Here is a 25,477-nt window from a genome sequence, read left to right as displayed (position 1 = left end):
GACAAGCGGTTACGCGCCAAGCTCCGTTACCAGGCACTCCGGAGTCCCGCCGAACTGCCTCCGCCACGACCTGGGTAAACGCGCCGTCCCGTCACCAGGAACCGAGCTCAGCTGCGGAACTCAGGTCCTCCCGCTGCGACCGATCGACGTCCGGAGGGCCCTCTGCCAGGGATACAGACCCACGCGCTCTACGGCAGCAATCAAGCGGCACCCGAGGACCCCGCGCCACACACAGCTACGGGCTCTACCCGCACCAAGTAATCGCGGCGTCGCCGGACACTGAAGACGTTCTCATCAGCAAGTGCAGCAATCAAGATCGCGCGCCGTCACACCTAGTGCATCCAGGCCAGCAGGAAACTCGTGGTGACGGGTTCCCGGAGGACCGCCTGCACACTCAGGGGCATGGGTACCAGCGGCACCCCTGAGTACCGGGCCCGACGGCGGGCGCGCGAGCAACAACGCCGCCAACGCCAGCAGCAGAACGCAGTAGAGCCCCCCCCCCCCGTCCGGACCAGGCCGACCCTGCGGCGGACGGGCCCGAACGCCGCATCGCCGCGACGGCCTGCGGATGGTGCGGTGGACCGATCACGCCGCGCAGCCGCGGTCCGATCCCGAAGTGGTGCTCGGCCACCTGCCGGCATCGGGCCTGGGAGCAGCGCCGCGCGGCGACCTCCGGCCGGAGGGCGGTGCAGGTGGTCGAGCGGCGGATCGAGATCCGTGTCCCCCTCGAGCCGACCCGCCGGGACTGGCCGAGGTTGCTCAACGAACTCGCCAGTCAACTGGACAACGGGCGCGTCTACGACCGAGACCTGCCCGCCCTCGGCCGGGCACTGGACCCGGTCCTGCAGGCCTACCGGCGGCGGGCCCGCCGGAGCGGCGCGCCCGACCTGCCCTGACTGCCCGGAGCCGGACCTGCCGTACTGCTCCTGTACGGCACAGGCGTCGACGGTGACGTCGGGACAGTTGTCGTGGAGCGGGAAGCCAACGGGGGTGACAAAGCTGACGGGGGCGGTGACGACCCGACCGGCCTGACGTCACCCCAACCGGCGCGCCACTGGCCGTCGCGGGCGACGTGGCTCCCGGCCCTGCTGGACGGCAGGTGACCCTCCGGCCGAGCAACGCCCTACCCGGAGGACGCTCCGAGCCCGCGCGAGGGGTCCCAGGCATCCCGGTGACCTCGCGTGGCTTGCCGTTCGCCAGCCGACCGCACCCTGTCACCCGCGTCGCCATCTACTCGTTACAACGGATTGGACCGTCCTGAGTGCATGAGGTGTGTCGGCTCGTGATCTTGTCCGGTGAGGCAGCCGAGATGGGCCGCTGAAGGGCACGCAGGCGAGGTATCCGAGTACGCAGTCGATCGGGTTGTCGGTCCGGCGCTGCAGGTCTGCGACCGGGGTGACGTTGCCGGCGATCGCAAGGCTCAACCCTCACTCAGGGCTGAGCGGCACCAGTTCCTCGCGAGCCAGTAGCGCTCCGTACGCGGCGGCCGCGCGCGCATCCTCGGAGGTCAGGGTCGGGTACTGCGAGGCGATCCGTTCGGCGCTCCTGCCGGCGGCAAGGCAGTCGAGCACCACGCTGACCGGCACGCGAGTGCCGGCGATCACCGCCTGGCCACTCATCCCGGCCGGATCGGTGCTGATCAACCCCAGCCGTTCGGAGCGCACGCGCCCAGTGTGCCCGTGCCCGCCAACCCAGCCCAGCACGCCGGGCCCCGGACCGTGCGGACCTCGTCGAGCCGGACCCTCGACGCCTGCGGTGCGACCGGCGACCGCCCGAACGCCTGCGATCGCATGACACCGCCCGAGCCCCTCGACGTACCGGAGGAAGACCGGAGACACGCCGGAGCAAGCCGGGAGGACGAGGGACTCCAAGGACGCCGCCCCTCGGTGATCGAGGGCCCGGACTGCAAGAGAACCGGAGAAAAACAGGAACTTCGCCGTGCAGTGTCACCAATCGGCCGAAAATGGCGCCTTCTCCAGGTGGGGCTGCCGCGCCGAACGCCGGCGCACGAGGCCGCCGACGAGGAGGGCGACATGGGCGACGCGCGGCGACCTCGGGACCTGCTCTCCGGCGACCCGCTGCTGCTCACACCCGAGGAGGCCGCCGCGGTGCTCCGCGTCGGCCGCACCACGATCTACGCCCTGATGAAGGCCGGCGACCTGCGCTCGGTGCACATCGGCCGCAGCTGCCGGATCTCCCGGGCCGAGCTCGAGCGCTACGTCCGTCGGCTCGAGGCTCCCGCGCCGAGCGCTCCGGCTCACCCGCGCCGACACCGGCGAACCAGCACGAACCAACGCGGCTTGTTCGAGCTCACCTCCGACCCGGTGGAACGAGCCTGACCTGTGGATTCCCAGCACCTGAGGTCAGCGCGCACCACGACACTCGACGCCAAGTCTGGACCAGCGACGCAGGGAGCGACCGATGACGGACGCCGAGGAACGAGACAGCACGACTCCGCGGCGTCGGACGGCAGGGAACAATAAGCGCGCCAGCGGCGAGTCCTCCATCTACCGAGACGAGGACGGTCGGTGGCACCGCTTCGTGTCGATGGGCAAGAAGGAGAACGGACGACGCGACCGACGCCACGTCTCGGGCGCCAAGCGCGCCGACGTGGTCGCCAAAGTCCGCGCCATCGAGGCCAAGCGGGACGCCGGTGTGATCGACGCAGCCGGCCGCGCACCCACGGTCGGTGAGTGGCTGGACCACTGGCTGGACAACATCGCGGCCCGGAAGGTCCGCGCGCGGACTCTGGAGAGCTACCGCAGCACCGTGCGGCTGCACCTCCGCCCAGGCATTGGGCACCACCGGCTCGACCGGCTGCAACCGGAACACCTGGAACGCCTCTACGGCGCGCTCTCCGACAAGGGGTTGAGCCCGGCCTCGATCCTCCGCGCCCATCGGGTGCTCTCCCGCGCTCTACGCGTCGCCTCGCAGCGCGCCAAGGTCGCCCGCAACGTCGCCACACTCGTCGATCCGCCCACGGTCAAGCGGCCGAAGACCGCCCTGCCGCTGAGCGCGCAGGAGGCCAGGAAGGTGATGGACGCCGCGCAGACGCATCGCAACGCCGCCCGGTGGACCGTGGCGCTGGCCGTCGGGCTGCGTCAGTCCGAAGCGCTCGCCCTGCGGTGGAGCGACGTCGACCTGGCCAACGGCACACTGAGCGTCCGGCGCGGGCTGCACCGGATCAGCGGGCGGGGCCTGGTCTACGAGGAGCCGAAGGCCGACCACAGCCGCCGGAACCTGGCGCTGCCGGCACAACTCGTAGATGCGTTGAAGGCGCAGAGGGCGGCCCAGCTCGAGGAGCGCATCGCCGCCGGTCCCCTCTGGGAGGACCACGACCTGGTCTTCGCCCAGCCCAACGGCCGGCCAATCGAGCGCAAGTCGGACTGGCGTGCCTGGAAGACCCTCCTGCGCCAGGCGAGCGTGCGCGAGGTCCGACTGCACGACGGGCGGCACACCACAGCGACCCTGCTGCTGTCCGAGGGCGTGCACCCTCGAGTCGTCATGGAGGTGCTCGGCCACGCACAGATGCGCACGACGACGGACACCTACAGCCACGTGATGCCGACCCTCGGCCGGGACGCCGCGAACCGCATGGGCCAGGCGCTGTGGGACTGACCGGGCACCACATCTGCTCCAATGGCCACCACGCTGGCACCACAGACGACTCAGGCCGCCCCTCCGGAGGAGGAACAGCCTGGTCAGAGGGGTGGAGCTGAGGGGACTCGAACCCCTGACCCCCACACTGCCAGTGTGGTGCGCTACCAGCTGCGCCACAGCCCCGGACCGGCCCGGTCTGGTGCGTCCGAGCCGGGAGCAACTGTACAGGGCGGTGAGGGGGTCCCGGCGCGGGGGTCAGGGCTGCTTCATCTGCGCGATGCGCAGGTGGTTGCCGAACGGATCGCGCAGGCCGAAGTCGATGCCGTAGCCCCGGTCGACCGGCTCCTCGGTGATCTCGACCCCCTTCGCGGTCAGCTCGGCGTGGGTCCGCGCGACGTCGTCGCAGGAGAAGAACAGGTGGCCACCGGCGGCGCCCTTGGTGACCATCTCGCGCACCTGCCCGGCCGTCTCGTCGCTCAGCGCCGGCGGCCCCGGCTGCTCGAGCAGCACCGCCCGGTCGGGCTGACCGGGCAGCGCGACGGTCAGCCAGCGCATCGGTCCGAACATCATGTCCGCCGTGACCTCGAAGCCGAGCTTGCCGACGTAGAAGTCGAGCGCCTGGTCCTGGTCGAGCACGTAGACCTGGGAGATGGTGATCGCGGTCAGCATGCGCGGAACGCTAGGGGCCCTCACTCCGCCGGCGCTTCTCCGAAACTGCTCGGTCGCAGCCAGGCCATCGCAAAGCAGGTGGGCACCGGCGCCAGGGGGCCGCGCCGGCGGTAGGCGCTCGGCGGTTCCCCGACGACGTCCCGGAACACCCGGCTGAACGTGCCCAGGCTGCTGAAGCCGACGTCCATGCAGATGTCGGTGACGCTGCGGTCGGTGGCGCGCAGCAGGAACATCGCCCGCTCCACCCGGCGTCGCTGCAGGTAGCGGTTGGGCGTCTCCCCGAAGGTGGCGCGGAACGTGCGGATGAAGTGGGCCTCGGACACCTGGGCGATCCGGGCCAGGGTCGGGACGTCGAGCGGCTCGGCGTAGGCGCAGTCCATCGCGTCCCGCGCCCGCAGCATCCGCCGGTTGACGTCCTCGACCGCGCGACCCACGTGCCGCATCCCACCACGGTCAGACCTCGACGCCGCGCTCCTCCAGCCACGGGATCGGGTCGATGCGCTCCCCGTCGATCCCGCCCCGGTGCACCTCGAAGTGCAGGTGCGGGCCGGTGGACTGACCGCGGTTGCCGAGCAGGGCGATGGTCTCCCCCGCCTCCACGTACTGGCCGGGCTCGACGAGGATCCGGTCCATGTGGCCGTACACGGTCACGTCGCCGTTCTCGTGCAGGATGTAGACCGCCAGCCCGAACCCGCTGGCCGCTCCTGCGCGCAGGACGACGCCGTCGGCGGCCGCATACTCCGGCGTGCGCAGCGGCGCGGCGAGGTCGATGCCGTAGTGGAAGGTGCCCCAGCGGGCGGCGAAGGTGCTGCTCAGCCGCGCTCCGGACACGGGGAGCACCGCCTTGGGCCGGGCCGCCTCCGCAGCCGCCTCCGCAGCTGCCGCCTCCGCCGCCGCCCGCTGCGCCCGCGACGCGGCGACCTCCGCCAGCCGGGCCTGCGCCTCGGCGACCGAGATCGAGGCCTGCGGCAGCAGCTCGACGTCCTCGTCGGTGGTGACCAGCTCCATCCGGGCCGCCAGGACCTCCGTCGGTTCGGCGGCGGCGTCGGGCGCCCCCGTCACGCCGGCGACACCCGCGACCACCCCGCCCGCCACGAGGGCGGCCAGCAGGAGCGGCCCGCGACGCCGTCCGGACACCAGGGCGCTCGCAGGGCGCTGAGCGCGACGCCGACCGGCCATGCACCCACCCGTCTCGAGGGGAGGACGGCCCGTTCCCGGGCCGAGAGGTCGACGGCGATCCAAACACGGCGTGACGGACTCGTGACCGGCTGTTCGGCGCGTCCTCCGCGACACGCCGCCGACGCCGTCCCACCCGCCACTCGGGTCACACCGGGGGGTGAGCGGTCCCCGGTCCGGGACGACCTGGTCTCGGCGTCGTCGACCGGGTCAGGCAGCGGGGTCAGGCAGCGGGGACCGGCTCGTCGGCAGCGGGGTGCGGCGCGCGGCGCCTCCCGGGCTCCCGGAAGCGCCGGACGGCGGCCAGGCCGCCGAGGACGCAGCCGACGCCGAGGGCCAGCAGCACCACCACCGCCGCCCGGGCCGGCAGGGCCGGGCCGGCCGTCAGCACGTGCGCGGTCCACAGGACGTCGACGTCGGGCAGCCCCTGCACCAGCAGCAGCCAGCCGAGGACGACGGCCAGCAGGCCGGTCACCCCGCCCCGGCCGCGGCGGGCGGCGAGGAGGCCGAGCGCCGCGACGGCGACGGAGGTCAGGGCCGGCAGCAGCGCGGAGACGACCGCGCCGGCGTGCGAGGAGACGCTCGCCGGTGGCTCCGGCGTGGCGGCCGCGTGGTACAGCGCGGCCGCGCTCCCGAGCAGCAGGAGGGCACCGAGCGGCCGCGGGGTGCGGGCCAGCAGCCCGGCGGCGCCACCGGCCAGCGCCAGGACGGCGCACAGCGGCCACACCGTCCACGGCGAGGGCGGCGGGCTCCAGGTGAGCTCCCCGCGCACCTGCACCGGGGTGCCGCCGTAGGCCATCGGCACCACCCACTCGGAGACCACGTGCTCGGCGGTCGGGTCGGCCGCCACCGCCGGGGGCAGCAGGTCCGGGCTCATCCAGTGCGTCCGGTGGTCGTGCCACACGTACTGCGGCTCGGTCGAGACCCGGACCCACTCCGGCGCGGCGGCCGGGTCGGCGTCGGGCGGCAGCGACGTGCGGCCGTAGCGGTCGAGGTTGATCCAGGTGGCCGGGCTGTTCGCGTTGCGCCAGACGCCGTCCGGACCGATCCGCAGGTAGGGCTCGTCGGAGTAGCCGGGCACCTCGACGTCGGTGGCCGTGGGGTTGACCACCTCGAACTCGTCGCCGAAGGAGAGCACCCGCACCGAGACGCCGGGCATCGGCGGGTCGACCGCGAGGACGCGGGCGGCGAAGTCGCTGCCCGCGCGCCCGCCCCCGACGTGCGCCGACGCCGGGCCGGCCACCCAGAGCGCGGCCAGCGCACCGAGGACGACGACCAGGACGCGCGCGGCCCCGCCCCTCACCCCCCCGCCACCAGGGTGAGGTCGCCGGCGATGTCCCGGCTGGTGTTGCCCGCGTCGAAGGCCACGTGGGCGAGGTCGTCGGAGCCGTAGAGCAGCAGCAGCGAGGAGTGCAGCCGGCCCTGCTCCTCGGCCAGCGGCACGCCCGCCGCCAGCTGTGCCCGGTCGACGGCGACCTGGTCGCCGGTCAGCCCGACGAAGCGGGTCGGCAGGTCGGCGTCGAAGCGGCGCAGGTACTCGGCGAGCACCGCGGGGGTGTCGGTCGCCGGGTCGGTGGTGACGAAGACCACCCGCACCTGCCGGGCCAGCGCCGGGTCGAGGCCGCGCAGCGCGACGGCGACGTCGGCCATCGTGGTCGGGCAGACGTCGGGGCAGTTCGTGTAGCCGAAGAACAGCAGCGTGGGCGCGCCGGCGGTGGCGGCCGCGAAGTCGTAGGGCCGCCCGTCGGTGTCGGTGAGGGTGAACGACGGCCGCTGGTAGGGGTCGGGCAGGTCGATGCCGGCGTAGCGGTCCTGCGGCCCCTCGACCGCCGCGGCGCCGCCGGGGTGCTCGTGCCCCGCGCTGTCGGCGACCGCGCTGCCGCAGCCGGCCAGCACGAGCCCGGCCGAGGCGACCAGGGCGGCCAGCCGGCCCCGACGGTGGGCAGTCACGACGCCACGGTACGACGGCCCGGCCGCTCCGCCCGGCCGGCGGCGCAGCAGCGGGACACCGGTCAGCGCACCGGGAACGTGGTGCTCGCCGTGCCGGCGGTGAACTCGTCGAGCCGGACGGTCACCGCGAGGGTCCAGGTGCCGGCGCCGGGGATCGCCATCCCGTCACCGACGTAGTGGCCCGGCCCGCCCGGCTGCAGGTCGACCTGGATCGGCCCGATCTGCTGGGCCGGCTCGGTGAGGGTCGCCCGGATGTCGACCGGTTGGGCGAGCCGGCCGGCGTCGTCGAAGTAGTACAGGTGCAGGGTGTTCGCACCGACGGCGGCCGGGTCGATCGACACCTGCACGGAGCCGTCGGCGCCCGCCGGGGTCTGCAGCGGCAGGGTGACCTCCACCGGCCGGGCGACCTGCGCGCGGGCCGGCGGAGCGCCCACCAGGACGGCCGACAGCGCCAGCACGACGACGCCGATCGACAGTTCGACCAGCACCGACCGGCGCAGCGCCGGCCGCTCGGCCGCGGCGGCCGCGGCCTGGACCTCGGCGCGAGCGCCCGCGGCCGCGGCGACGACCGGGTCCGCGCCCGGGTCGCCAGCGGCGGTGGCGGCGGCAAAGGCGTGCGCGGTCACCCGCCGCCGTGGCGCCGGCCGGGGCCGGTGGACGCCGAGGTGCTGCTGCACCCACACCCGGGAGATGCCGGCCACGGCCAGCAGCACCAGCACCAGCACCAGCTTGGCCAGCAGCAGCCATCCGTAGGTCGTCGTCACCAGGGCGGCCGGCGAGCCCACCTCCCGCACCGTCTGGACGACGCCCGTGACCACCAGCGCGGTCACCGACCCGGCGGCCAGCCGGGAGAACGGGGGCAGGGCGCGGACGAGCTCGGCCGCCGGCGCGTCCTCGCGGAGGACGCCGACCAGCAGCCCGGCCAGCCCTCCCAGCCAGATCGCCATCGCCGCCACGTGCACCGCCGCGGACGCCACGGCCAGCGCCGGCCAGGGCCCCGCGACCGGGTGGCCGACGGCGGCGACGGTGCCCACCAGGGCGACGGCGAGCGCCGCCCCGGCGAGCAGCTGCGGCCGGCCCGGCGGCGTCCCGCCCAGCCACACCGGCCGCAGGACGAGCGCCAGGGCGGCCGCCAGGACGACCCGGACCAGGGAGGCGACCCCGTTCTCGGAGGAGGCGGTGGCGCCCAGCAGCGCCGGGTCGACGATCGAGCCGAGCCCGCTGCCGGCCGCGTAGGGCCCCTGGAGCAGGAAGGCCAGCACCGCCCCGGCGGCGACGGCGACCAGCCCGGCGGTCGCCATCCGGCGCAGCCGCGGCGAGCCCCAGCCCGCCGGCCAGCCGACCAGGAGCAGGACGGGGACGCCCAGGCCGAGGGCCAGCCCGGCGAAGCCCACCCAGCGGGCGACCGGCAGGGCCGCGGCGACCACCGGGTCGGTGCCGCCCGAACCGGCGGCCGCGCCCGCGGACACCGGCGCGCCGTCGCCGACGACGAAGGAGGTGGAACCCGACACCGGGTGCGCGTCGGCCGAGACCACCCGGTAGGTGACCAGGTAGCCGTCGTCGGGCAGGCCGCTGCGCAGGGCGACGGTGACGGCGGTCCCGTCCACGGTCGGCGTGCCCGCGTCGGCCCGCTGCCCGCCCGAGGTGAGCACCCGCACGTACCCGGCGCCCAGCGAGACCTCCTCGCTGAACTCGAGGGTCACCTGCGCCGGGGCCTGCGCGAGGCGGGCGCCGTCGGCCGGCTCGCTGGACACCAGCTCCGCGTGCGCGGCGGCGGGCGGCGCCGTCACCACCCCGGCGCCCAGCCAGGCACCCAGCAGGGCGAGCAGCACCACGAGCGCCCGCCGCCCGCGGTGGGCCGAAGTGGCCACTTTGGCCCTGCTGCCCGGCGCCGTCACGCCGGCACCCGCTCCCGCCCGACCGCGGGCACGACCCGCCGGCGTCGGCCCTGCCACGCGACGGCGGCCACCAGGGCCACGCCGGCCAGCACCAGCAGGTGGGTGACGGCCCGGTCGGCGTGCACCCGGCCCGCGCGCAGGTCGGCGACGGTCAGCGCGGTGAGCAGCGCCGCGAAGGTGCCGAGGAAGGGCAGCGCCCCCGCGGCCAGGCGGGGGGCGGCGGCCACCGCGAGGAAGGCCGCGGCGATGCCGAGGTTCCAGGCGCCGCTCTCGTGCGCCATGTGCACCGGCGCGCTCATCGCCGCGGCGCCGGTGCTCAACGCGGGCCAGGCGACCCCGGCCTGCGCCACGCCGACCGCCAGCAGCGCCAGGCGCAGCGCCGTCCCGGCGAGCCGGGCGCGGGCGGCCGCCGCGACGCCGGGCAGCTCCCGGGGCAGCGCGGCCAGGACCGCCGCGGTCAGGTCGGGCACGGCCGGTGCCGGAGCCAGCCGGGTGCGCCGGGTGACCCGTTCGGCCTGCCGGGCCCACGCGGCGCAGGCGGCGCAGGCCCCCAGGTGGGCGTCGAGCGAGCCTTCGGCCAGTCCGGTCGGCTCGCCGTCGAGCCGGGCCGAGAACGCCTCGCGGTAGGTCGCGCACTGCATGATGGGGTGGTCGTCCTCCGGGCCGCGGTGGTTCCCACCCCGGGGCGGGTCCCGGTCGACGGTCGACCGGGAGGATGCAGCACGTGGAGGACCTGGAGCGGCTGGCCGCCGCCGCCGTCGACGACCCCCTGGCCGCCGCGGCGCTGGTGCGGGCCACCCAGTCCGACGTCTGGCGGCTGTGCGCGGCCCTCGGCGACCGGCAGTCCGCCGACGACCTGACCCAGGAGACCTACCTGCGGGCCTTCGGTGCCCTGCACCGCTTCGAGGGTCGCTCCTCCCTGCGGACCTGGCTGCTGGCCATCGCGCGGCGGGTCTGCGCCGACGCGGTGCGCGCGCGCCGGCGCCGCCGGCTGACCCTGGTGCGTGACGACGCCGACCTGGAGGCCCTCGACCGCGCCGACTGCGCCGACCGGGTCGGTGAGGACGCCGCCGTCGCCGACCTGCTGGCCCGGCTGGGCCCCGACCGCCGGGAGGCCTTCGTGCTGACCCAGCTGCTCGGGCTGTCCTACGCCGAGGCCGCCGAGGTGGCCGGCTGCCCGGTCGGCACCATCCGGTCGAGGGTCGCCCGGGCTCGGGCCGACCTCGTCGCGGCCCTCGGTGGGGACGACGTGGACGTGGCACGGGCCTGACCACTGCGTGAACGCGCCGGCGGAGGGGGACCTATGCTGCCCGACGGCCGTGCGACCGCCAGGAGGGCGGGTGGACGGCGTCCCCAGCCGATCCGGAGCCTCACGCCGTGCCCTTCAGCCTGACCCCCAAGGACTCCAGCTTCTACCCACTGTTCACCGCGTCTGCGGAGAACCTGGTGGCGGCCACGGACGTCCTCAGCGAGTTCATCCACGACCACGCCCGGCGCGGCGAGCTGGCCGACCGGCTCCGCGAGCTCGAGCACGCCGGCGACCAGTCCACGCACGCGATCTTCCGGCAGCTGAACACCAGCTTCGTGACGCCGTTCGACCGCGAGGACATCTACAACCTGGCCAGCGACCTCGACGACGTCATGGACTTCGTGGAAGCCGCGGCCGACCTGGTGGTCCTCACCGGCCTGGGCACCCTGCCGGCGGAGATGAGCCAGCAGAGCGCGCTGCTGCAGCGGGCCGCGCAGACCACCGCCGAGGCGATGCCGCGGCTGCGCACGATGAAGGACCTCTCCGAGTACTGGATCGAGGTCAACCGCATCGAGAACGAGGCCGACAAGCTCTACCGGCGGCTGCTGTCCCGCCTCTACAGCGGGGAGTTCGACGCGCTGGAGATCCTCAAGCTCAAGGAGGTGGCCGACCAGCTCGAGGAGGCCGCGGACGCCTTCGAGCACGTGGCGAACGTGGTCGAGACGATCGCCGTCAAGGAGTCCTGACCCGGATGGACGCGGCCTTCGTCGCCCTGGTCGTCATCGTCCTGGTGGCGTTGGCCTTCGACTACACCAACGGCTTCCACGACGCGGCCAACGCGATCGCCGTCGCCGTCTCCACCAAGGCGCTGACGCCGAGGGTGGCGCTGGGTCTGGCGGCGGTGGCGAACCTGGTCGGCGCGACGATCTCCACCAGGGTCGCGCACACGGTCGGCGAGGGCATCATCGACACCCCCGAGGGCGCCGACGGGCTGAAGATCGTGTTCGCGGCGCTGATCGGGGCGATCACCTGGAACCTGATCACCTGGTGGTTCGGGCTGCCGTCGTCCTCCTCCCACGCCCTGATCGGCGGCCTGGTCGGCGCCGCGCTGGCCGCCGCGCACACGGTGCAGTGGATGGGGGTCTTCGAGAAGGTCGTCGTCCCCATGGTCGTCTCGCCGCTGGTCGGCTTCGGCCTGGGCTACCTGTTCATGCTCGGCATCCTGTGGCTGTTCCGGAAGGCCAACGCCCACCGGGTCAACCGCAACTTCCGCTACGCGCAGATCGTCAGCTCCGCCACCATGGCGTTGGGCCATGGCATGCAGGACGCGCAGAAGACGATGGGCATCATCACCCTGGCTCTCGTCACCGCCGGCGTGATCAGCGACTTCGTCGTGCCGTTCTGGGTCATCCTCGCCGCGGCCCTGGCCATCAGCGCCGGCACCTACGCCGGCGGCTACCGCATCATGCGCACGCTCGGCCGGCGGGTCATCCAGCTCACCCCGGCCGGCGGCTTCGCCGCACAGACGGTGGCGTCCGGGGTCATGGTCGCCACCGCCACCGTCTTCGCCGTCCCGGTCTCCACGACGCACATCACCACCACCTCGATCATGGGCGTCGGCTCGACCCGGCGGCTCTCGGCGGTGCGCTGGGGCGTGGCCGGCAACATCGTGGTCGCCTGGGTCGTCACGCTGCCGGCGGCCGGCGCGGTCGCGGGCCTGGCCTACGTCCTCACCGACGCCGTCGCCGCCTGAAGAAGGACTCCTCATGGGTCCCCTCGCACGCTCGGGGACGCCGAGGAGGGAGCCGCGCGCTGGCCGGGCTCTCAGCCACGTCACCCGACGGCCGCGGAGGGGAACCGGATCGGCCGGTGCACCGTCCCGCAGGATGGGAACGGCTGTGGGCGTATCCCGATCGATCTGGTAGACATATCGCTCGTGGCGGCGACGACGGTGCTCCTCGTGGGGCGGATCCACGTCGACCTGCTGCGCGTCTGCACCGCCCGCTGTCCGGGCTGCTGACCCCGCGCGCTCCGCGCCCCCTCCCCCGCTCTTCCCGCGTCGTGCCGCGCCCTGGTGCGCGCCCGCGGCCCCTCCCCGGATCCGGAGTCCCCCCGTGAAGACCCTCGTCCTGCTCGCCCTCGTGGGCCTCGGCGCGCAGCTCGTGGACGGCAGCCTCGGCATGGCCTACGGCGTCACGTCCACCACCCTGCTGCTCGCCATCGGCACCAACCCGGCCGCCGCGTCGGCCACCGTGCACCTCGCCGAGATCGGCACGACGCTCGCGTCCGGTCTCTCCCACTGGAAGTTCGGCAACGTCGACTGGAAGGTCGTCGCCAAGGTCGGCCTGCCCGGTGCGCTCGGCGCCTTCCTCGGCGCCACCGTGCTCGCCAACCTCTCGACCGAGGTCGCCGCCCCGGTCATGGCGCTGATCCTGCTGTCCCTGGGCGTCTACCTGCTCGTCCGGTTCACCCTCCGCGGCGTCGACCGCCGCCACCTGGGCAAGCCGATGCGCAAGCGCTTCCTCGGCCCGCTCGGGCTGGTCGCCGGCTTCGTCGACGCCACCGGTGGCGGCGGCTGGGGCCCGGTGGGCACCCCTGCGCTGCTGGCCAGCGGCCGGATGGAGCCGCGCAAGGTCATCGGCTCGATCGACACCTCGGAGTTCCTGGTCGCGCTGGCCGCCAGCCTCGGCTTCCTCCTCGCGCTCGGCTCGCAGGGCATCAACCTGCTGTGGGTGCTCGGCCTGCTCGGCGGCGGTCTGGTCGCCGCGCCGCTCGCCGCCTGGCTGGTCCGGCACGTCCCGCCGCGGATGCTCGGCTCGCTCGTCGGGGGGATCATCGTGCTGACCAACACCCGCACCCTGCTCAAGAGCGACTGGATCGACGCGGCCGATCCGGTGCGCTACGCGGTCTACGCCGTCATCTACGCGATCTGGGCCGCGGCCGTCGTCCACTCCTTCCGCGAGTACCGCAAGGACCGCGCGCAGGAGTCGGCCGACGCCCTCGCCGCCGAGGCGGCCCGGCTGCAGCACGAGATCGCACTGCCGGCGGACGGCGCCGACGCCGCCGACCTGCGACGCAACCTCGCCGGTCGGCCGTCCGCCCCGCAGGACTGAGCAAGGACCCCCTGCCCCCCACCCCTCGCAAGCTCAGGGCGGGACCCTGCAGGTGGCCGGTGGGGTCCGGGACGGGGCCCTGTCCGGGAGGAGGCGATCCGAGAGAGGCCTCGCCCGGCATGTCCCCGGGCGGGGCCTCTCGCATCCTGGCCACCCGCGGTGAGCTCTTGGCCCCCGCCGCCGTCCTGGCTCACTCCGAGGCGTCCTGGCTCACGGTCCGCGGTGAGCCAGGACGCGCTGCGGTGATCCCAGCTGATCATGGCCGGCGGTGCGTGGTCAGTGGGAGGCCAGCAGCGCGGTCTCCAGCTCGGCGGGCAGGCCGGGCGCGGGCAGGCCGTGCGGCGGGGACGGGAGCTCGTCGACCCGGCAGAGCCAGGCCCAGGTGTCCGCGATCGACTCGCCCAGCGGCCGGCTGGGCAGCCCGAGCTGCCGCGCCCGGGTGGTGTCGACGTCCCACGCGGTCCGGGCCAGCCCGGCCGGCAGCCACAGCGGCAGGTGCACCCACGGCTGCACGCCCGCGGCCCGCAGGTCGGCCTCGGGCACCGGCACCCACTCGGCGTCGCCGCCGGTGATCCCCCGGCACAGCTCCAGCAGACCGCCGAGGGTGCTCATCCCCGCCGGCCCGGTGGCGTTGACCGCGCCGGCTGCGCCCCGCTCGGCCGTCCCGACCAGCCAGCCGGCGAGGTCGCGGGCGTCGACCGCGGCGATGGGCTGGTCCAGCGCGTCGGGGACGACGACCCGCCCGCCGCGGGCGATCCGCTGCAGCCACCAGCCCAGCCGGTGCACCCGGTCGTACGGGCCGACGATCAACCCGGCCCGCGCGGTGAGGAACCGGCCGGGGAGGGCCGCGCCGATCTCCCGCTCGGCGGAGGCCTTGACCGGCCCGTACTCCTCGTCGTCGGTCTGCCAGGTCGGCTCGTCGTCCTCGGGGCCGATCGGGCCCGGCGGCCAGTTCCGGTAGGCGTTGAGGCTGCTGACGAAGGCGTACCCGCGGGCCCCGGCCAGCGCGGCCGCGGCGTTCCGCGCGGCGGCTCGGGACTGGCAGGAGGTGTCGACGACGAGCTCGGGCACCCAGCCGTCCAGCGCGGTCGGGAGCGCGGCGGGGTCGTCCCGGTCGCCGTGCAGCACGCAGGCGCCGTCCGGCGGATCACCGGAGACGCCGCGGGTGAAGGTCGTCACCTCGTGGCCGCGGTCGAGGGCGGCGGTCACCACGTGCCGGCCGAGGAAGTGGGTGCCGCCGAGGACGAGCAGTCGCATGCCCGACAGCCCAGCCCAGCGACTCCCCCACCGTCCAGCCGGTTCGCGGTCGGCGTAGGCCCCCCTCCCGAGCCCCGCCCCGAGCTCGCGAGCGGTGGGAGGGTGGCCCCCTCCCGGGCCCCGCCGTGGCCCCACCCCGAGGCCGGCCCCCTGCACGGTCCCGCCGCGAGCCCTGACGGCCCCCTTGCAGGGACCCGCCGCGAGCTGGCGAGTGGCGGGGGGCAAGGGGGTCCTTCAAGGGGGCAGGGAGGTCCTTGTTCAGACCGCCCGCGTGTAGGGCAGGCCGGGTACCTGCGGCAGCGGCGTGGACCGAGCCGCGGCCAGCACCATCTGCGGCGAGCGGGGCAGGCCCTGGCGGATGCACAGCCGCAGCGCCCGCGCTCCGGTGATGACGTCGGTCTCCGGCGGGACGACGAGCAGGTCCGCGCGGCGGGTGGCGCCGGCCCAGGTCAGGCACACCACGCCGGGGTCCATGCTGCGGAACCCGCCGGTGCGCACCACCCGGCCGCCGACGACCACCTTGCGCGGCGCCGGGGACCACACGTCGAGCGGGTAGGTGAACCGCTCGATCCGCAGGCCCCGCTTGTCCAGCGCGGCGATCAGCTCGGGCAGCTCGACGGCGAGGTCGCGGCTGCGCGGGAACCACGCGCCGTCGAAGGCCTGCTCACCGGACCCCACGTCGCTGCGCAGGCTCACCCGGACGTCGATCCCCCCGCGGTGCCCCTCGGCCGCCAGCGTCTGCAGGGTCGTCCTCATCAGCGTCGCGCCTCCTCATCAGCCCGGGGCCTGGAGACACGGCCCCGAGGTCAACATAGGCAGCCACCCCGACGCGTCCCGGCGTGCCGCTGGCGGGGGGTCGCCGTCCCCGGCTCGTCATCACCGTCGGCCACGGACCGCTCACGACCTCCCGCTCCGAACGGATCCGCCTGCGCTGGCGTCAGTGCGCCAGCGCGAACACCGTGGTGCTGTCGTAGACCTCGCCGGGCCGCAGCACCGTCGACGGGAAGTCCGGGTGGTTGGGCGAGTCGGGGAAGTGCTGGGTCTCCAGCACGACCGCGTCGCTCTGGCGGTAGACGTGGCCGCCGGTGCCGACGAGCGTGCCGTCGAGGAAGTTGCCCGAGTAGAACTGCAGGCCGGGCTCGGTGGTGGAGATGGTCAGGGTCCGGCCGCTGCCCGGGTCGTGCACGACCGCCGCCTCCTCCAGGGCGTCCTCGCTGTCGGAACCCTCGCGCGCCCCGTCGTCGGTGCGGTCGAGGACCCAGTTGTGGTCGTAGCCCTGCCCGTACAGCAACTGCTGGTCGTCCTCGCGGATGCGGGCGCCGACGGCGGTGGGCTCGCGGAAGTCGAACGGGGTGCCCGCCACCGGCGCGATCTCGCCGGTCGGGATGAGCGTCTCGTCGACCGGGGTGTAGGCGCCGGCGTGGATCTGCAGCGTCTGGTCGTAGACGTCGCCGGAACCCTCACCGGCCAGGTTCCAGTAGGTGTGGTTGGTGAGGTTCACGACGGTCGGGGCGTCGGTCGTGGCCGCGTAGTGGATCGACAGGCGCGAGTCCGCGTCGAGGCTGTAGGTGACGGTCGTGGTCAGGGTGCCGGGGAAGCCCTGGTCGCCGTCCGGGCTGACCAGCTCGAGCCGCAGGGCGGCCACGTCGTCGTCGCCGACCGGGGTGGCCTGCCACACCTGGTCGTCGAAGCCCTGCGGCCCGCCGTGCAGGGTGTTCGGGCCGTCGTTGAGCGGGAGCTGGTAGGTCGTGCCGTCGAGGGTGAACCGGCCGCCGGCGATGCGGTTGCCGTAGCGGCCGATGAGGGCGCCGAAGTAGGGGTCGTCGTCGGAGACGTACCCGGCCAGGTCGGGGAAGCCGAGGACGACGTTGCCGACCTCCCCGTCGGCGTCGGGCACCTCCAGCGTCTGGATGACGCCGCCGTAGGTGAGCACGCGGACCGTCATCTCGCCGTTGGCCAGGGTCCAGCGCTCGACGGAGGTGCCCTCGGGCGTGGTGCCGAACGGCTCGACGGTCGTGCTCGCGCCGTCGTCGTCGGTCGCGCCGGCCGGGGACGCGAGGCCGGTGGCGAGCAGCCCGGCGCCGAGCGCGGCCACGACCGGCCAGCGACGCCGTCGCGCCCGAGGGGTCGACGAGGGGGACGGGAGAGCGGCGGGGCGTCCAGGCATGTGTCCAGGCATGTGTCCAGGCATGTGTCCAGGCATGGGGGACTCCGATGTCCGTGGCGGTGCACCGGCATCGTCGCGCGGTGGCACGGGACACCCTGTCCGACCACGTCCCCTCCGTCGTCGGTCGTCGTCGGCGTGCACCGGACACCGCCGGACACGCCGGGTGGACGTGCCCGCAGACGACGACCGACTGACGGAGCGCGATCAGGCCTTCGGCCGGCGGCTGCGGGCCTTGGCGCGGTCGGTCTGGTCGAGGACCACCTTGCGCACCCGGACGGCGGCGGGGGTGACCTCGACGCACTCGTCCTCGGCGCAGAACTCCAACGCCTGCTCGAGGTTGAGGACCCGCGGCGGGATGAGCCGTTCGAGCTCCTCCGCGGTCGAGGAGCGCATGTTGGTGAGCTTCTTCTCCTTGGTGATGTTGACGTCCATGTCGTCGGGGCGGGAGTTCTCGCCGACGATCATGCCCTCGTACACCTCGGTGCCGGGCTCGACCATGAGCGAGCCGCGCTCCTGCAGCGAGAACATCGCGTACGACGTCGCCACGCCGGAGCGGTCGGCGACCAGCGAGCCGGTCGGGCGGGCGCGCAGATCGCCCTGCCACGGCTCGTAGCCCTCGAGGACGTGGTGGAGGACGCCGGTGCCGCGGGTCTCGGTGAGGAACTCGGTGCGGAACCCGATGAGGCCGCGCGAGGGGACGAGGTACTCCATCCGCGCCCAGCCGGTGTCGTGGTGGACGAGGTTCGCCATGCGCCCGCGGCGGGCGGCCAGCGCCTGGGTCAGCGTGCCGACGTACTCGCCGGGGGTGTCGATGGTGACCCGCTCCACCGGCTCGTGCAGCCTGCCGTCGACCTGCTTGGTGACGACGGTCGGGCGGCCGACGGTGAGCTCGAACTCCTCCCGGCGCAGCTGCTCGACCAGGATGGCCAGCGCCAGCTCGCCGCGGCCCTGCACCTCCCAGGTGTCGGGGCGCTCGGTGGGCAGCATGCGCACGCTGACGTTGCCGACCAGCTCCTGGTCGAGCCGGTTCTTGATGAGCCGCGCGGTGAGCTTCTTGCCCGAGCGGCCGGAGATCGGCGAGGTGTTGATCCCGATGGTGATCGAGATCGACGGCTCGTCGACGGTCAGCGGCGGCAGCGGGCGCGGGTCGTTCGGGTCGGCGAGGGTGTCGCCGATCATGACGTCCTCGATGCCCGCGACGGCCACCAGGTCGCCGGGGCCGGTGCTCTCGGCCGGGGTGCGGGTGAGCCCCTCGGTCACGAGCAGCTCGGTGATCTTGACGTTGCGGACCGTGCCGTCGGTGCGGCACCAGGCGACGGCCTGCCCGTTCTTCATCGTGCCGGAGTGGATGCGCAGCAGCGCCAGCCGGCCGAGGTAGGGGGAGGCGTCGAGGTTGGTGACCTGTGCGCGCAGCGGCTCCTCGGCGTCGTAGGACGGCGCCGGGATGGTCTCGAGCAGGGTGGCCACCAGCGGGCCGAGGTCGGGGCTGTCGGGGCTGGTGCCGTCGGCCGGGCGGGTGAGCGAGGCCTGCCCGGTCTTGCCGTTGGAGTAGACGATGGGGAACTCCAGCGCCTCGGCATCCATCCCGTTGTCCTCGAGCAACTCCATGAACAGCTCGTAGGTCTCGTCGACGACCTCGGCGATGCGCGCGTCGGCGCGGTCGGTCTTGTTGACCACGAGGACCACCGGCAGCCGCTTGGCCAGCGCCTTGCGCAGCACGAAGCGGGTCTGCGGCAGCGGGCCCTCGGAGGCGTCCACGAGCAGGACGACGCCGTCCACCATGGACAGGCCGCGCTCGACCTCGCCGCCGAAGTCGGCGTGGCCGGGGGTGTCGACGATGTTGACGACGACGGGGTTGCCCTGGGCGTCGGCCAGCCGGATGGCGGTGTTCTTGGCGAGGATGGTGATGCCGCGCTCACGTTCGAGGTCCATCGAGTCCATGACGCGGTCCTGCGTGGTGTCGGCATCGGTGCCCTCGCCCTTCGCGCGGCCGAGCGCGCCGGCCTGGCGGAGGAGGGCGTCGACCAGGGTGGTCTTGCCGTGGTCGACGTGGGCGATGATCGCCACGTTGCGCAGGTCGTCGCGGGTGGGCATGCGGCAGGACACCTCAGGGGAGTTCGGGATCGCGCCGCGCGGACGCGCGCGGCGTCAGGGTCAACGACCGCACGGGTCGCGACCTTCCCCCGCTCCAGGTGCCGGCGGTCACCGGGCCTGCGCCCACGGGCCGTCGGCCACCGCGAACGTCACCCCGGCAGCGACGATCGTGACCAACGCCACCGACAGCCAGGCGGGGACGCCGAGGCCGAGGGCCAGCACGTGGGCGAGCACGAACGCCGCCAGGTAGAGCAGGCCCAGGCCCACCGCGACGGCCCAGCCCCGCCGGCGGATCCAGAGGGCGGCGGCGCCGGCTCCGCACGCGACGAGCACCGCCCCGCCCAGCGCACGGATGCCGGTGCCCTGCGCGACGCCGAAGCCGGCCGCCAACCCCACCGCCACGAGCAGGGACGACGGGCGGGTGCGGGTGAGGGTCGAGCTGGTCATGACCCCAGTCTCTCCGAACCCCGGGCGGCGGGGCGCCCCGGGCCGGTCGGCGCCGAGGTATGGGATCCCTCACCTGCGTATCGGGCCCGGAGACGCAGGTAGAGGATCCCATGCCCGACTGCCGCCGGGTCACCCGTGCTGGGCGGCCTGCACGGCCGCGGTGAGCCCGCCGGGCGAGAGGTCGGACAGCCGCTGGCCGTCGACCAGGACCGTGGGCGTGCCGGTGACGCCGTCCCTCGAGGCCTGGTCGGTGACGTGCGCGACCCAGTCGGCGTAGGTGAGGTCACGGATCGCGCGCTCGACGGCCGCGCCGCTCGCGCCGGCCTGCGCCGCGTAGCCGATCAGCTGCTCGTCGGTCAGGCCCGAGCCGCCCTCGGGCGGCTGGTGGGCGTAGAGCAGGTCGGAGAACCGCTGGAAGGCGTCGGGGCCGGCGGCGTCCACCACCGCGGCGGCGGCGTTGAGGGCGCGGGTCGAGTACCGGTCGTTGGCATCGGTGTCGAGGAAGGCCATGCCGTGGTGGTGCACCTGCACGGTGCCGGCGGCGACCAGCTGCTCGAGCGTCGTCCCGTCGGCGTCCTCGAAGGCCTTGCAGTTGGGGCACTGGTAGTCGAAGTAGAGGTCGACGGTCACCGGCGCGTCGGCCGGGCCCACGACGACGACGTCCCCACCGTCGGCGGTGTTGGCCGGCACCGCGGCCGTGGCCGAGGTCGCCGTCCGCTGGGTCTGGACGACGACCACGACGACGACGGCGACCGCGAGCAGCACGGCTGCCGCGACGCCGCCGACGACGGTCCGCCGGCGCCGCTGGGCGCGGGCCGCGTCCTCGGCGGCGCGCCGCTCCTCGATCCGGCGGCGGGCGGCGGCCCGCCTGGCGTTCTCAGGCACGGGACGGCACCTCCTCGGGCAGCGGGCGGCCACCGAGCGCCAGCCGGGACCGCGGCCACCGGGCGAGGACGAGCGCTCCGAGGAGCAGCGCGCCGTCGCGCAGCACCTCGGTGGGGTAGGCGGTGTCCGCTGCGGCCACCTCGCCCCCGCCGCCGAAGCAGCCGCAGTCGATGCGCAGCCCGCGCGCCCACGCCGAGCCCACCCGGACCAGGAACACGACGAGCAGCGCGGCCGCCGCGAGCGCCGCCGTCCGGACGAAGACCCCGGCGAGCAGCGCCAGGCCGACGGCGATCTCGACCACCGGCAGGCCGAAGGCGACCGGCGCGGCGAGGGACTCGGGCAGCAGCTGGTAGGCGCGGACCGCTCGCACCGCGGCCGCCGGGTCGGGGACCTTCAGCACGCCGGCGACGACGAACACGCCGCCCAGCACCAGCCGGGCGGCCGTGGCCGCCCACGGCACGTGGGCGAACCGCTCCTGTCTCACGGCCCCACTGTCGTCCCCGGACCACGCGGAGTTCCTGCGGACGCGCCGGGAACGAGCTGGGAGGGGACGACGGCCCCGGGCGGATCGGGGTCCTTCGTCAGGCGGTGCGCAGGACGGCCTCGATCTCGAGCTCGACGGTGATCTTGTCGCCGACGACGACGCCGCCGCCGTCCATCGGCAGATCGATGTCGACGCCGAACTCCTTGCGGGAGATCTCGGTCCGGGCGCTGAAGCCGGCGCGAGTACCGCCGTAGGCGTCGGGGCCGAAGCCGTTGACCTCGAGCCCCAGGTCGACCTGCCGGGTGATGCCCTTGACGGTCAGGTCACCGACCACCGTCCAGTCGGCGCCGTCGGTGCGGACCTCGGTGGAGCGGAAGGTCATCTCGGTGTGGTTGGCGACGTCGAAGAAGTCGGCCGAGCGGATGTGCGCGTCGCGCTGCGCCTGGCGGGTGTCGATCGAGTCCATGTCGATGCGCGCGGTGACGCTGGACCGCGTCGGGTCCTCGGCGGTGACGATCTCGCCGGAGAACTCGCGGAAGTAGCCGCGCACCTTGCTCACCATCATGTGCCGGACCGAGAAGCCGACGGTGGAGTGGGTCGGGTCGACGTCCCAGGTGCCGACGACGTAGCCGGGGATCTGGACGGCGGTGCTGGTCATGGGGACCTCCATGTGGTTGAGCGCTTGACCTCGTTCTGGTCCGCAGCGTAGTTGAGGGCTCACTTATTCCACCAGTACCCTCGGAGGCATGAGCACGCACGGGACGACGGCCGCCCAGGGAGAGCAGCCCCGCTGGCTCGACGCCGAGGAGCAGCGGGCCTGGCGTGCGTGGCTCTACAGCGCCCAGCTCCTGCTCGACCGGCTCGACCGCGAGCTCGTCCGCGAGACCGGCATCCCGCACACCTACTACGAGATCCTGGTCGCGCTGTCGGAGACCGAGGACCACATGCTGCGCATGAGCGAGCTCGCCGACCGCTGCCTGTCGTCGCGCAGCCGGCTCTCGCACGCGGTCTCTCGGCTGGAGGAGCGCGGTTGGGTGCGCCGGCAGGTCTGCCCGGACGACGGCCGCGGCCAGCTCGCCGTCCTCACCGAGGAGGGCTTCGCGGCGCTGGAGGCCGCCGCCCCGGTGCACGTCGAGGGGGTGCGCGCCCACCTGTTCGACCAGCTCTCCCCCGAGCAGGTCGCGGCGGTGCGCGACGTCGGCGAGACGCTGCTGCGCCACCTCGGCCCCCGCTGAGAGAGGGCCCTCTGCCACGACGGCGGGTCCTCCTCCGGGTGGACGACCCGGGCGGCAGGGCTGCCTAGGGTCGGCGCGGTGGACGGCCACCTCCCCCTCGAGCGCCTGGCCGCCCGGCTGCGCTGCCACCCGCTCGGCGTGGACGCCGCTCTCGCCACGTTGGTCTGCCTGGTCACCGTCCTGCTGCCGGCGACCTCGGCGGGTGGCGGTGCGCAGACGCTGGTCGGCCTGCTGCTGACCGTTCCGCTGGCCTGGCGACGCCGGGCGCCGGTGCCGGCCGCCGCGGTGGTGATCGCCGGCGGGCTGCTGGAGCTGGCGCTCGTCGACGCGTTCCTCCCGGCCAACGTCGCCGCCCTCGTGATGGTGCACGCGCTGGCCGCCTACGCCCCGCGCTGGGCCGGGCGGGCCGGGCTGGCGGTCGGCCTGCTGGGCGCCGTGCTCGCCGCGCTGCGCTACTACTCCGCCGGCCAGTCCGTGGTGGTCAGCGCGGGTGCCATCGGGGTCACCGTGGTCGCCGCCTGGGCGCTCGGCGACCTGCGCCGGGCGCGGCTGCGCGAGCTCGACGACCTGCAGGAGCGGGCCCGGCTGCTGGAGCTCGAGCGCGACCAGGAGATGCGGCTGGCCGCCACCGCCGAGCGGGCCCGCATCGCGCGGGAGGTGCACGACGTCGTCGCCCACTCCCTGTCGGTGGTGATCGCCCAGGCCGACGGCGGGCGCTACGCCGGGCGCACCGACCCCGCCGCGGCCACCGGTGCGCTGGAGGCGATCGCCGCGACCGGCCGGCAGGCGCTGGCCGACATTCGCGGACTGCTCGGCGTGCTGCGCGAGGACGGCGGCGAGCGGTACGCGCCGCAGCCGGACGTCGCCGCGATCGCCGGCCTGGTCGGCGACGTCCGGGCCAGCGGCCTGGACGTCGACCTGCTCGTCGAGGGCACGCCGCGCGGACTGCCCGCGGGCCCGCAGCTGACCGCCTACCGCATCGTGCAGGAGTCGCTGACCAACGTGCTCAAGCACGCCGGCCCGACCGGCCGGGCAGAGGTGCGGCTGCACTGGCGGCCCGACGCGCTGGAGCTGTCCGTGCTCGACGACGGCCGCGGCGCGTCGGCGGCGGTGGCGAACCCGGACGGGCAGGGCTAGGGCCTGATCGGCATGCACGAGCGCACCCGGCTGCACGGCGGGCGGCTGGACGCCGGCCCGCGCCCGGCGGGTGGCCAGCTTCCTCGGCGTGGTGCTGCTGGCCCAGCGGGCGGTGCCGCCGGTGGTCGCGGCCGCGGGCCGGCTGGTCGGCCGGCTCGGCGGCGTCCCGGCCCGGCTCGCAGCCGGCAACGCCACGCGCAACCCCCGGCGGACGGCGGCGACGGCGACCGCGCTGCTCATCGGCGTCACCCTCACCACCGCCTTCGTCGTGGGCGCGGCCTCCACCGGGGCCACCGCCACCGCGGAGCTGGCCGCGGCCTTCCCGACCGACGTCGTGGTCCGCTCCGAGCAGCCGCTGCCACCCTCGCTGCTCGGCGAGCTCGAGGCCGTCGACGGCGTGGCGGGGGGCGCGGCGCTGACCGCGGCGACGGTCACCGGGCCCGACGGGCAGCAGGTGCGGGTCGAGGGCGTCGACGCGGCGACGGCCACCCCGGTGCTGCGCTCGACCGCCGGGCTGCGGCCGCCGGGTCCCGACCAGGTGGTGCTGCCCGAGGAGCTCGCCGAGAGCTGGTCGGTCGCCGCGGGCGACCCGGTGACGCTCACCTCCCCGACCGGTGCGGTGACGGCGACCGCGGTGCTGGTCGGCTCGAACGACACCGCGAGCGCGCTGGTCGGCGCCGAGGCGCTGCGCCGGCTGGCGCCCCACGCCGGCGTCGGCGAGCTGTGGCTGCGGCTCGACGACGGCGACGCCGACGCGCAGACCCGGGCGGTCGACGCCGTCACCGACCTGACCGGCGCCGCCGCGCCGACCGCGGCGGTGGCCGGGCTGGCCCGGGAGCGGGCGGCGATCGACTCGGTGCTCGACACCCTGCTGCTGGTCGTGACCGGCCTGATCGGCGTGGCCGTGGTCATCGCGCTGATCGGCGTGGGCAACACCCTGGCGCTGTCGGTGGTCGAGCGGCGGCAGGAGAACGGCCTGCTGCGGGCGCTCGGGCTGACCCGGGGCCAGCTGCGCGGGCTGCTGGCGTGGGAGGCGGTGCTGGTGTCGGAGGTGGCGACGGTGCTCGGCGTCGTCCTGGGCGCGGTGTACGGGGTGAGCGGGACCGCGTCGGTGCTCGGCACGGTCGGCGAGGTCGTGGTCGACGTCCCCTGGCTGCAGGTGGCCGCGATCGTCGTCGTCGCCACGGCCGCCGGGCTGCTGGCCTCGGTGCTGCCGGCCCGCCGCGCCGCCCGCACGCCCCCGTCGCCGCCCTCGCCGCCTGAAGCGGAGGGTGGGGTGCAGGTTTCCTGCACCCCACCCTCCGCTGCTCAGCGGAAGAACTTGTCGGGGGTGATCGGCAGGTCGCGGACGCGCCGGCCGGTGGCGTGCCAGTAGCCGTTGGCCACCGCGGCGGCGGCGCCGACGATGCCCAGCTCGCCGATGCCCTTGAGGCCCAGCTCGTTGACCAGCGGGTCCTCCTCGTCGAGCCAGCTGATGTCGATCTCGCCGACGTCGGCGTTGGTGGCGATGTGGTACTCGGCCAGGTCGTGGTTGGCGTAGTGGCCGAACCGCTCGTCCTGCACCGACTCCTCGTGCAGCGCCATGGACAGGCCCATGCAGAAGCCGCCGAGGAACTGCGAGCGGGCGGTCGTGGCGTTGACGATGCGCCCCGCGGCGTACACGCTGCTCGCCCGCGGCACCCGCACCTCGCCGGTGTCGGCGTCGACGCGCACCTCGACGAAGTGGGCGCCGAAGGAGTGCATCGAGTAGGCCTCGGCGTGCGGGGAGGGGCCGCCCGCCCCGCCGTCCACGATCACCCCGTCGGGCGGCAGCTGGCCGCCGTAGGCCGCCAACCGGCGGTGCAGCTCGCGGGCGGTGAGCACGATCGCCGACCCCCACGAGGCCAGCCCGGTCGACCCGCCCGCGCCGCCGGCCTGCGGCAGCGCCGAGTCGCCGATCCGCAGCTCGACGGCGTCCATGCCGACCCCGAGCGCGTCGGCGGCGATCTGAGCTTGTCGTTTAACCTCCCGGCCCCCCGGGAGTTGCACTGCTGGGATTCGGGGTTGGCGTGAAGGCGGCCACCGCGTGATCCTTCGGAGTTGCGAAGCTTCGAAGATCGGCGGTGGCCGTGATGGA

Annotated in this window: 27 protein-coding genes and 1 tRNA gene; 10 read left to right on the top strand and 18 right to left on the bottom strand. The window is 74.7% G+C overall.

The window, feature by feature from the left end; translation table 11 throughout:
- Positions 1-686: 686 nt before the first annotated feature.
- Positions 687-896 carry a hypothetical protein gene (locus tag DQ238_RS21660; RefSeq protein ID WP_233496176.1) on the top strand — a complete coding sequence of 70 codons (210 nt, stop codon included), beginning with the start codon at positions 687-689 and terminating at the stop codon, positions 894-896.
- A 531-nt stretch (positions 897-1,427) separates the two neighbouring features.
- Here the strand turns inward: DQ238_RS21660 and DQ238_RS21655 are convergent.
- Positions 1,428-1,664, bottom strand: coding sequence for a DUF433 domain-containing protein (locus tag DQ238_RS21655; protein WP_199506506.1), 237 nt, complete (start codon positions 1,662-1,664; stop codon positions 1,428-1,430).
- A 369-nt stretch (positions 1,665-2,033) separates the two neighbouring features.
- On the opposite strand from DQ238_RS21655, the gene DQ238_RS21650 reads away from it, so the two are divergent.
- Entirely contained in the window at positions 2,034-2,339 is a 306-nt protein-coding gene (locus tag DQ238_RS21650) for a helix-turn-helix domain-containing protein (protein ID WP_113783321.1), read from the top strand.
- A gap of 82 nt (positions 2,340-2,421) precedes the next feature.
- The gene (locus DQ238_RS21645; RefSeq protein ID WP_113783318.1) at positions 2,422-3,618 is read left to right on the top strand and encodes a tyrosine-type recombinase/integrase; all 1,197 of its coding nucleotides are present in this window, start codon (positions 2,422-2,424) and stop codon (positions 3,616-3,618) included.
- Positions 3,619-3,710: 92 nt separating this feature from the next.
- Here the strand turns inward: DQ238_RS21645 and DQ238_RS21640 are convergent.
- The 8 genes from DQ238_RS21640 to DQ238_RS21605 form a co-directional block, all read right to left on the bottom strand.
- Positions 3,711-3,783, bottom strand: a tRNA-Ala gene (locus DQ238_RS21640).
- A gap of 72 nt (positions 3,784-3,855) precedes the next feature.
- Positions 3,856-4,269 (bottom strand): VOC family protein, encoded by a 414-nt coding sequence (locus DQ238_RS21635; RefSeq protein WP_113783317.1) that lies wholly within the window; start codon positions 4,267-4,269, stop codon positions 3,856-3,858.
- A 20-nt stretch (positions 4,270-4,289) separates the two neighbouring features.
- Positions 4,290-4,712: a helix-turn-helix domain-containing protein gene (locus tag DQ238_RS21630; protein ID WP_113783316.1), complete on the bottom strand. Its 423-nt coding sequence runs from the start codon at positions 4,710-4,712 to the stop codon at positions 4,290-4,292.
- Positions 4,713-4,722: 10 nt separating this feature from the next.
- The gene (locus tag DQ238_RS21625) at positions 4,723-5,406 is read right to left on the bottom strand and encodes a M23 family metallopeptidase (protein ID WP_233496175.1); all 684 of its coding nucleotides are present in this window, start codon (positions 5,404-5,406) and stop codon (positions 4,723-4,725) included.
- Between the two features lie 262 nt (positions 5,407-5,668).
- Positions 5,669-6,748: a hypothetical protein gene (locus DQ238_RS21620; protein ID WP_113783314.1), complete on the bottom strand. Its 1,080-nt coding sequence runs from the start codon at positions 6,746-6,748 to the stop codon at positions 5,669-5,671.
- The gene (locus tag DQ238_RS21615; RefSeq protein ID WP_113783313.1) at positions 6,745-7,395 is read right to left on the bottom strand and encodes an SCO family protein; all 651 of its coding nucleotides are present in this window, start codon (positions 7,393-7,395) and stop codon (positions 6,745-6,747) included. Before DQ238_RS21615 ends, DQ238_RS21620 begins: the two co-directional genes overlap by 4 nt.
- Before the next feature lie 62 nt (positions 7,396-7,457).
- Positions 7,458-9,266 (bottom strand): copper resistance CopC family protein, encoded by a 1,809-nt coding sequence (locus tag DQ238_RS21610; RefSeq protein WP_113783312.1) that lies wholly within the window; start codon positions 9,264-9,266, stop codon positions 7,458-7,460.
- Between the two features lie 23 nt (positions 9,267-9,289).
- Positions 9,290-9,934 carry a zf-HC2 domain-containing protein gene (locus DQ238_RS21605; protein ID WP_113783311.1) on the bottom strand — a complete coding sequence of 215 codons (645 nt, stop codon included), beginning with the start codon at positions 9,932-9,934 and terminating at the stop codon, positions 9,290-9,292.
- 74 nt (positions 9,935-10,008) lie between these two features.
- Here DQ238_RS21605 and DQ238_RS21600 point away from each other — a divergent pair, with 74 nt between their 5' ends.
- The 4 genes from DQ238_RS21600 (at position 10,009) to DQ238_RS21585 (ending at position 13,655) form a co-directional block, all read left to right on the top strand.
- Positions 10,009-10,563: a sigma-70 family RNA polymerase sigma factor gene (locus DQ238_RS21600; protein ID WP_113783310.1), complete on the top strand. Its 555-nt coding sequence runs from the start codon at positions 10,009-10,011 to the stop codon at positions 10,561-10,563.
- A 107-nt stretch (positions 10,564-10,670) separates the two neighbouring features.
- Positions 10,671-11,288, top strand: coding sequence for a DUF47 domain-containing protein (locus DQ238_RS21595; RefSeq protein WP_113783309.1), 618 nt, complete (start codon positions 10,671-10,673; stop codon positions 11,286-11,288).
- 5 nt (positions 11,289-11,293) lie between these two features.
- Positions 11,294-12,295, top strand: a complete 1,002-nt coding sequence (locus DQ238_RS21590; protein WP_113783308.1) for an inorganic phosphate transporter — start codon at positions 11,294-11,296, stop codon at positions 12,293-12,295.
- 361 nt (positions 12,296-12,656) lie between these two features.
- A complete protein-coding gene (locus tag DQ238_RS21585; protein WP_113783307.1) occupies positions 12,657-13,655 on the top strand; it encodes a sulfite exporter TauE/SafE family protein in 999 nt (332 codons plus the stop codon).
- 276 nt (positions 13,656-13,931) lie between these two features.
- On the opposite strand, the gene DQ238_RS21580 is transcribed toward DQ238_RS21585, so the two are convergent.
- The 8 genes from DQ238_RS21580 to DQ238_RS21545 all read right to left on the bottom strand — a co-directional run bounded on the left by DQ238_RS21580 (position 13,932) and on the right by DQ238_RS21545 (position 21,647).
- Positions 13,932-14,912: an NAD-dependent epimerase/dehydratase family protein gene (locus tag DQ238_RS21580; RefSeq protein ID WP_113783306.1), complete on the bottom strand. Its 981-nt coding sequence runs from the start codon at positions 14,910-14,912 to the stop codon at positions 13,932-13,934.
- A 258-nt stretch (positions 14,913-15,170) separates the two neighbouring features.
- Positions 15,171-15,668: a DUF5994 family protein gene (locus tag DQ238_RS21575; RefSeq protein WP_113783305.1), complete on the bottom strand. Its 498-nt coding sequence runs from the start codon at positions 15,666-15,668 to the stop codon at positions 15,171-15,173.
- 181 nt (positions 15,669-15,849) lie between these two features.
- Positions 15,850-17,007, bottom strand: a complete 1,158-nt coding sequence (locus tag DQ238_RS21570) for an aldose epimerase family protein (protein WP_233496174.1) — start codon at positions 17,005-17,007, stop codon at positions 15,850-15,852.
- Between the two features lie 276 nt (positions 17,008-17,283).
- Positions 17,284-19,173, bottom strand: coding sequence for a translational GTPase TypA (gene typA / locus DQ238_RS21565; RefSeq protein ID WP_113783303.1), 1,890 nt, complete (start codon positions 19,171-19,173; stop codon positions 17,284-17,286).
- Between the two features lie 108 nt (positions 19,174-19,281).
- Entirely contained in the window at positions 19,282-19,620 is a 339-nt protein-coding gene (locus DQ238_RS21560; RefSeq protein ID WP_113783302.1) for a hypothetical protein, read from the bottom strand.
- 129 nt (positions 19,621-19,749) lie between these two features.
- On the bottom strand, positions 19,750-20,505 hold the full coding sequence (locus DQ238_RS21555; protein WP_113783301.1) for a thioredoxin domain-containing protein: 756 nt from the start codon (positions 20,503-20,505) through the stop codon (positions 19,750-19,752).
- Positions 20,498-20,989, bottom strand: a complete 492-nt coding sequence (locus DQ238_RS24300) for a MauE/DoxX family redox-associated membrane protein (RefSeq protein WP_199506504.1) — start codon at positions 20,987-20,989, stop codon at positions 20,498-20,500. Before DQ238_RS24300 ends, DQ238_RS21555 begins: the two co-directional genes overlap by 8 nt.
- Before the next feature lie 97 nt (positions 20,990-21,086).
- Positions 21,087-21,647 (bottom strand): YceI family protein, encoded by a 561-nt coding sequence (locus tag DQ238_RS21545; protein ID WP_113783319.1) that lies wholly within the window; start codon positions 21,645-21,647, stop codon positions 21,087-21,089.
- An 88-nt stretch (positions 21,648-21,735) separates the two neighbouring features.
- Between DQ238_RS21545 and DQ238_RS21540 the strand changes: the two genes are divergently transcribed.
- From DQ238_RS21540 to DQ238_RS21525, 3 genes are all read left to right on the top strand, one after another.
- Positions 21,736-22,224 (top strand): MarR family winged helix-turn-helix transcriptional regulator, encoded by a 489-nt coding sequence (locus DQ238_RS21540; RefSeq protein ID WP_113783300.1) that lies wholly within the window; start codon positions 21,736-21,738, stop codon positions 22,222-22,224.
- 78 nt (positions 22,225-22,302) lie between these two features.
- On the top strand, positions 22,303-23,361 hold the full coding sequence (locus DQ238_RS21535; RefSeq protein ID WP_199506503.1) for a sensor histidine kinase: 1,059 nt from the start codon (positions 22,303-22,305) through the stop codon (positions 23,359-23,361).
- Between the two features lie 70 nt (positions 23,362-23,431).
- A complete protein-coding gene (locus DQ238_RS21525; protein WP_158550886.1) occupies positions 23,432-24,736 on the top strand; it encodes an ABC transporter permease in 1,305 nt (434 codons plus the stop codon).
- On the opposite strand, the gene DQ238_RS21520 is transcribed toward DQ238_RS21525, so the two are convergent.
- On the bottom strand, positions 24,670-25,389 hold the full coding sequence (locus DQ238_RS21520) for a xanthine dehydrogenase family protein molybdopterin-binding subunit (protein ID WP_255418093.1): 720 nt from the start codon (positions 25,387-25,389) through the stop codon (positions 24,670-24,672). The genes DQ238_RS21525 and DQ238_RS21520 overlap by 67 nt on opposite strands.
- Positions 25,390-25,477 lie beyond the last annotated feature (88 nt).

The organism is Geodermatophilus sp. TF02-6 (assembly GCF_003319115.1).
In the GTDB taxonomy this organism is placed as follows: Bacteria; Actinomycetota; Actinomycetes; order Mycobacteriales; family Geodermatophilaceae; genus Geodermatophilus.
This window is presented reverse-complemented; position numbering and strand designations above follow the sequence as displayed.

What these genes read in the sequence shown, in the direction of transcription:
- typA (WP_113783303.1), bottom strand. Translation starts at nt 19,173, where the DNA reads ATGCCCACCCGCGACGACCTGCGCAACGTGGCGATCATCGCCCACGTC.
- DQ238_RS21545 (WP_113783319.1), bottom strand. Translation starts at nt 21,647, where the DNA reads ATGACCAGCACCGCCGTCCAGATCCCCGGCTACGTCGTCGGCACCTGG.
- DQ238_RS21580 (WP_113783306.1), bottom strand. Translation starts at nt 14,912, where the DNA reads ATGCGACTGCTCGTCCTCGGCGGCACCCACTTCCTCGGCCGGCACGTG.
- DQ238_RS21635 (WP_113783317.1), bottom strand. Translation starts at nt 4,269, where the DNA reads ATGCTGACCGCGATCACCATCTCCCAGGTCTACGTGCTCGACCAGGAC.
- DQ238_RS21645 (WP_113783318.1), top strand. Translation starts at nt 2,422, where the DNA reads ATGACGGACGCCGAGGAACGAGACAGCACGACTCCGCGGCGTCGGACG.
- DQ238_RS21590 (WP_113783308.1), top strand. Translation starts at nt 11,294, where the DNA reads ATGGACGCGGCCTTCGTCGCCCTGGTCGTCATCGTCCTGGTGGCGTTG.
- DQ238_RS21605 (WP_113783311.1), bottom strand. Translation starts at nt 9,934, where the DNA reads ATGCAGTGCGCGACCTACCGCGAGGCGTTCTCGGCCCGGCTCGACGGC.
- DQ238_RS21600 (WP_113783310.1), top strand. Translation starts at nt 10,009, where the DNA reads ATGCAGCACGTGGAGGACCTGGAGCGGCTGGCCGCCGCCGCCGTCGAC.
- DQ238_RS21575 (WP_113783305.1), bottom strand. Translation starts at nt 15,668, where the DNA reads ATGAGGACGACCCTGCAGACGCTGGCGGCCGAGGGGCACCGCGGGGGG.
- DQ238_RS21560 (WP_113783302.1), bottom strand. Translation starts at nt 19,620, where the DNA reads ATGACCAGCTCGACCCTCACCCGCACCCGCCCGTCGTCCCTGCTCGTG.
- DQ238_RS21630 (WP_113783316.1), bottom strand. Translation starts at nt 4,712, where the DNA reads ATGCGGCACGTGGGTCGCGCGGTCGAGGACGTCAACCGGCGGATGCTG.
- DQ238_RS21540 (WP_113783300.1), top strand. Translation starts at nt 21,736, where the DNA reads ATGAGCACGCACGGGACGACGGCCGCCCAGGGAGAGCAGCCCCGCTGG.
- DQ238_RS21650 (WP_113783321.1), top strand. Translation starts at nt 2,034, where the DNA reads ATGGGCGACGCGCGGCGACCTCGGGACCTGCTCTCCGGCGACCCGCTG.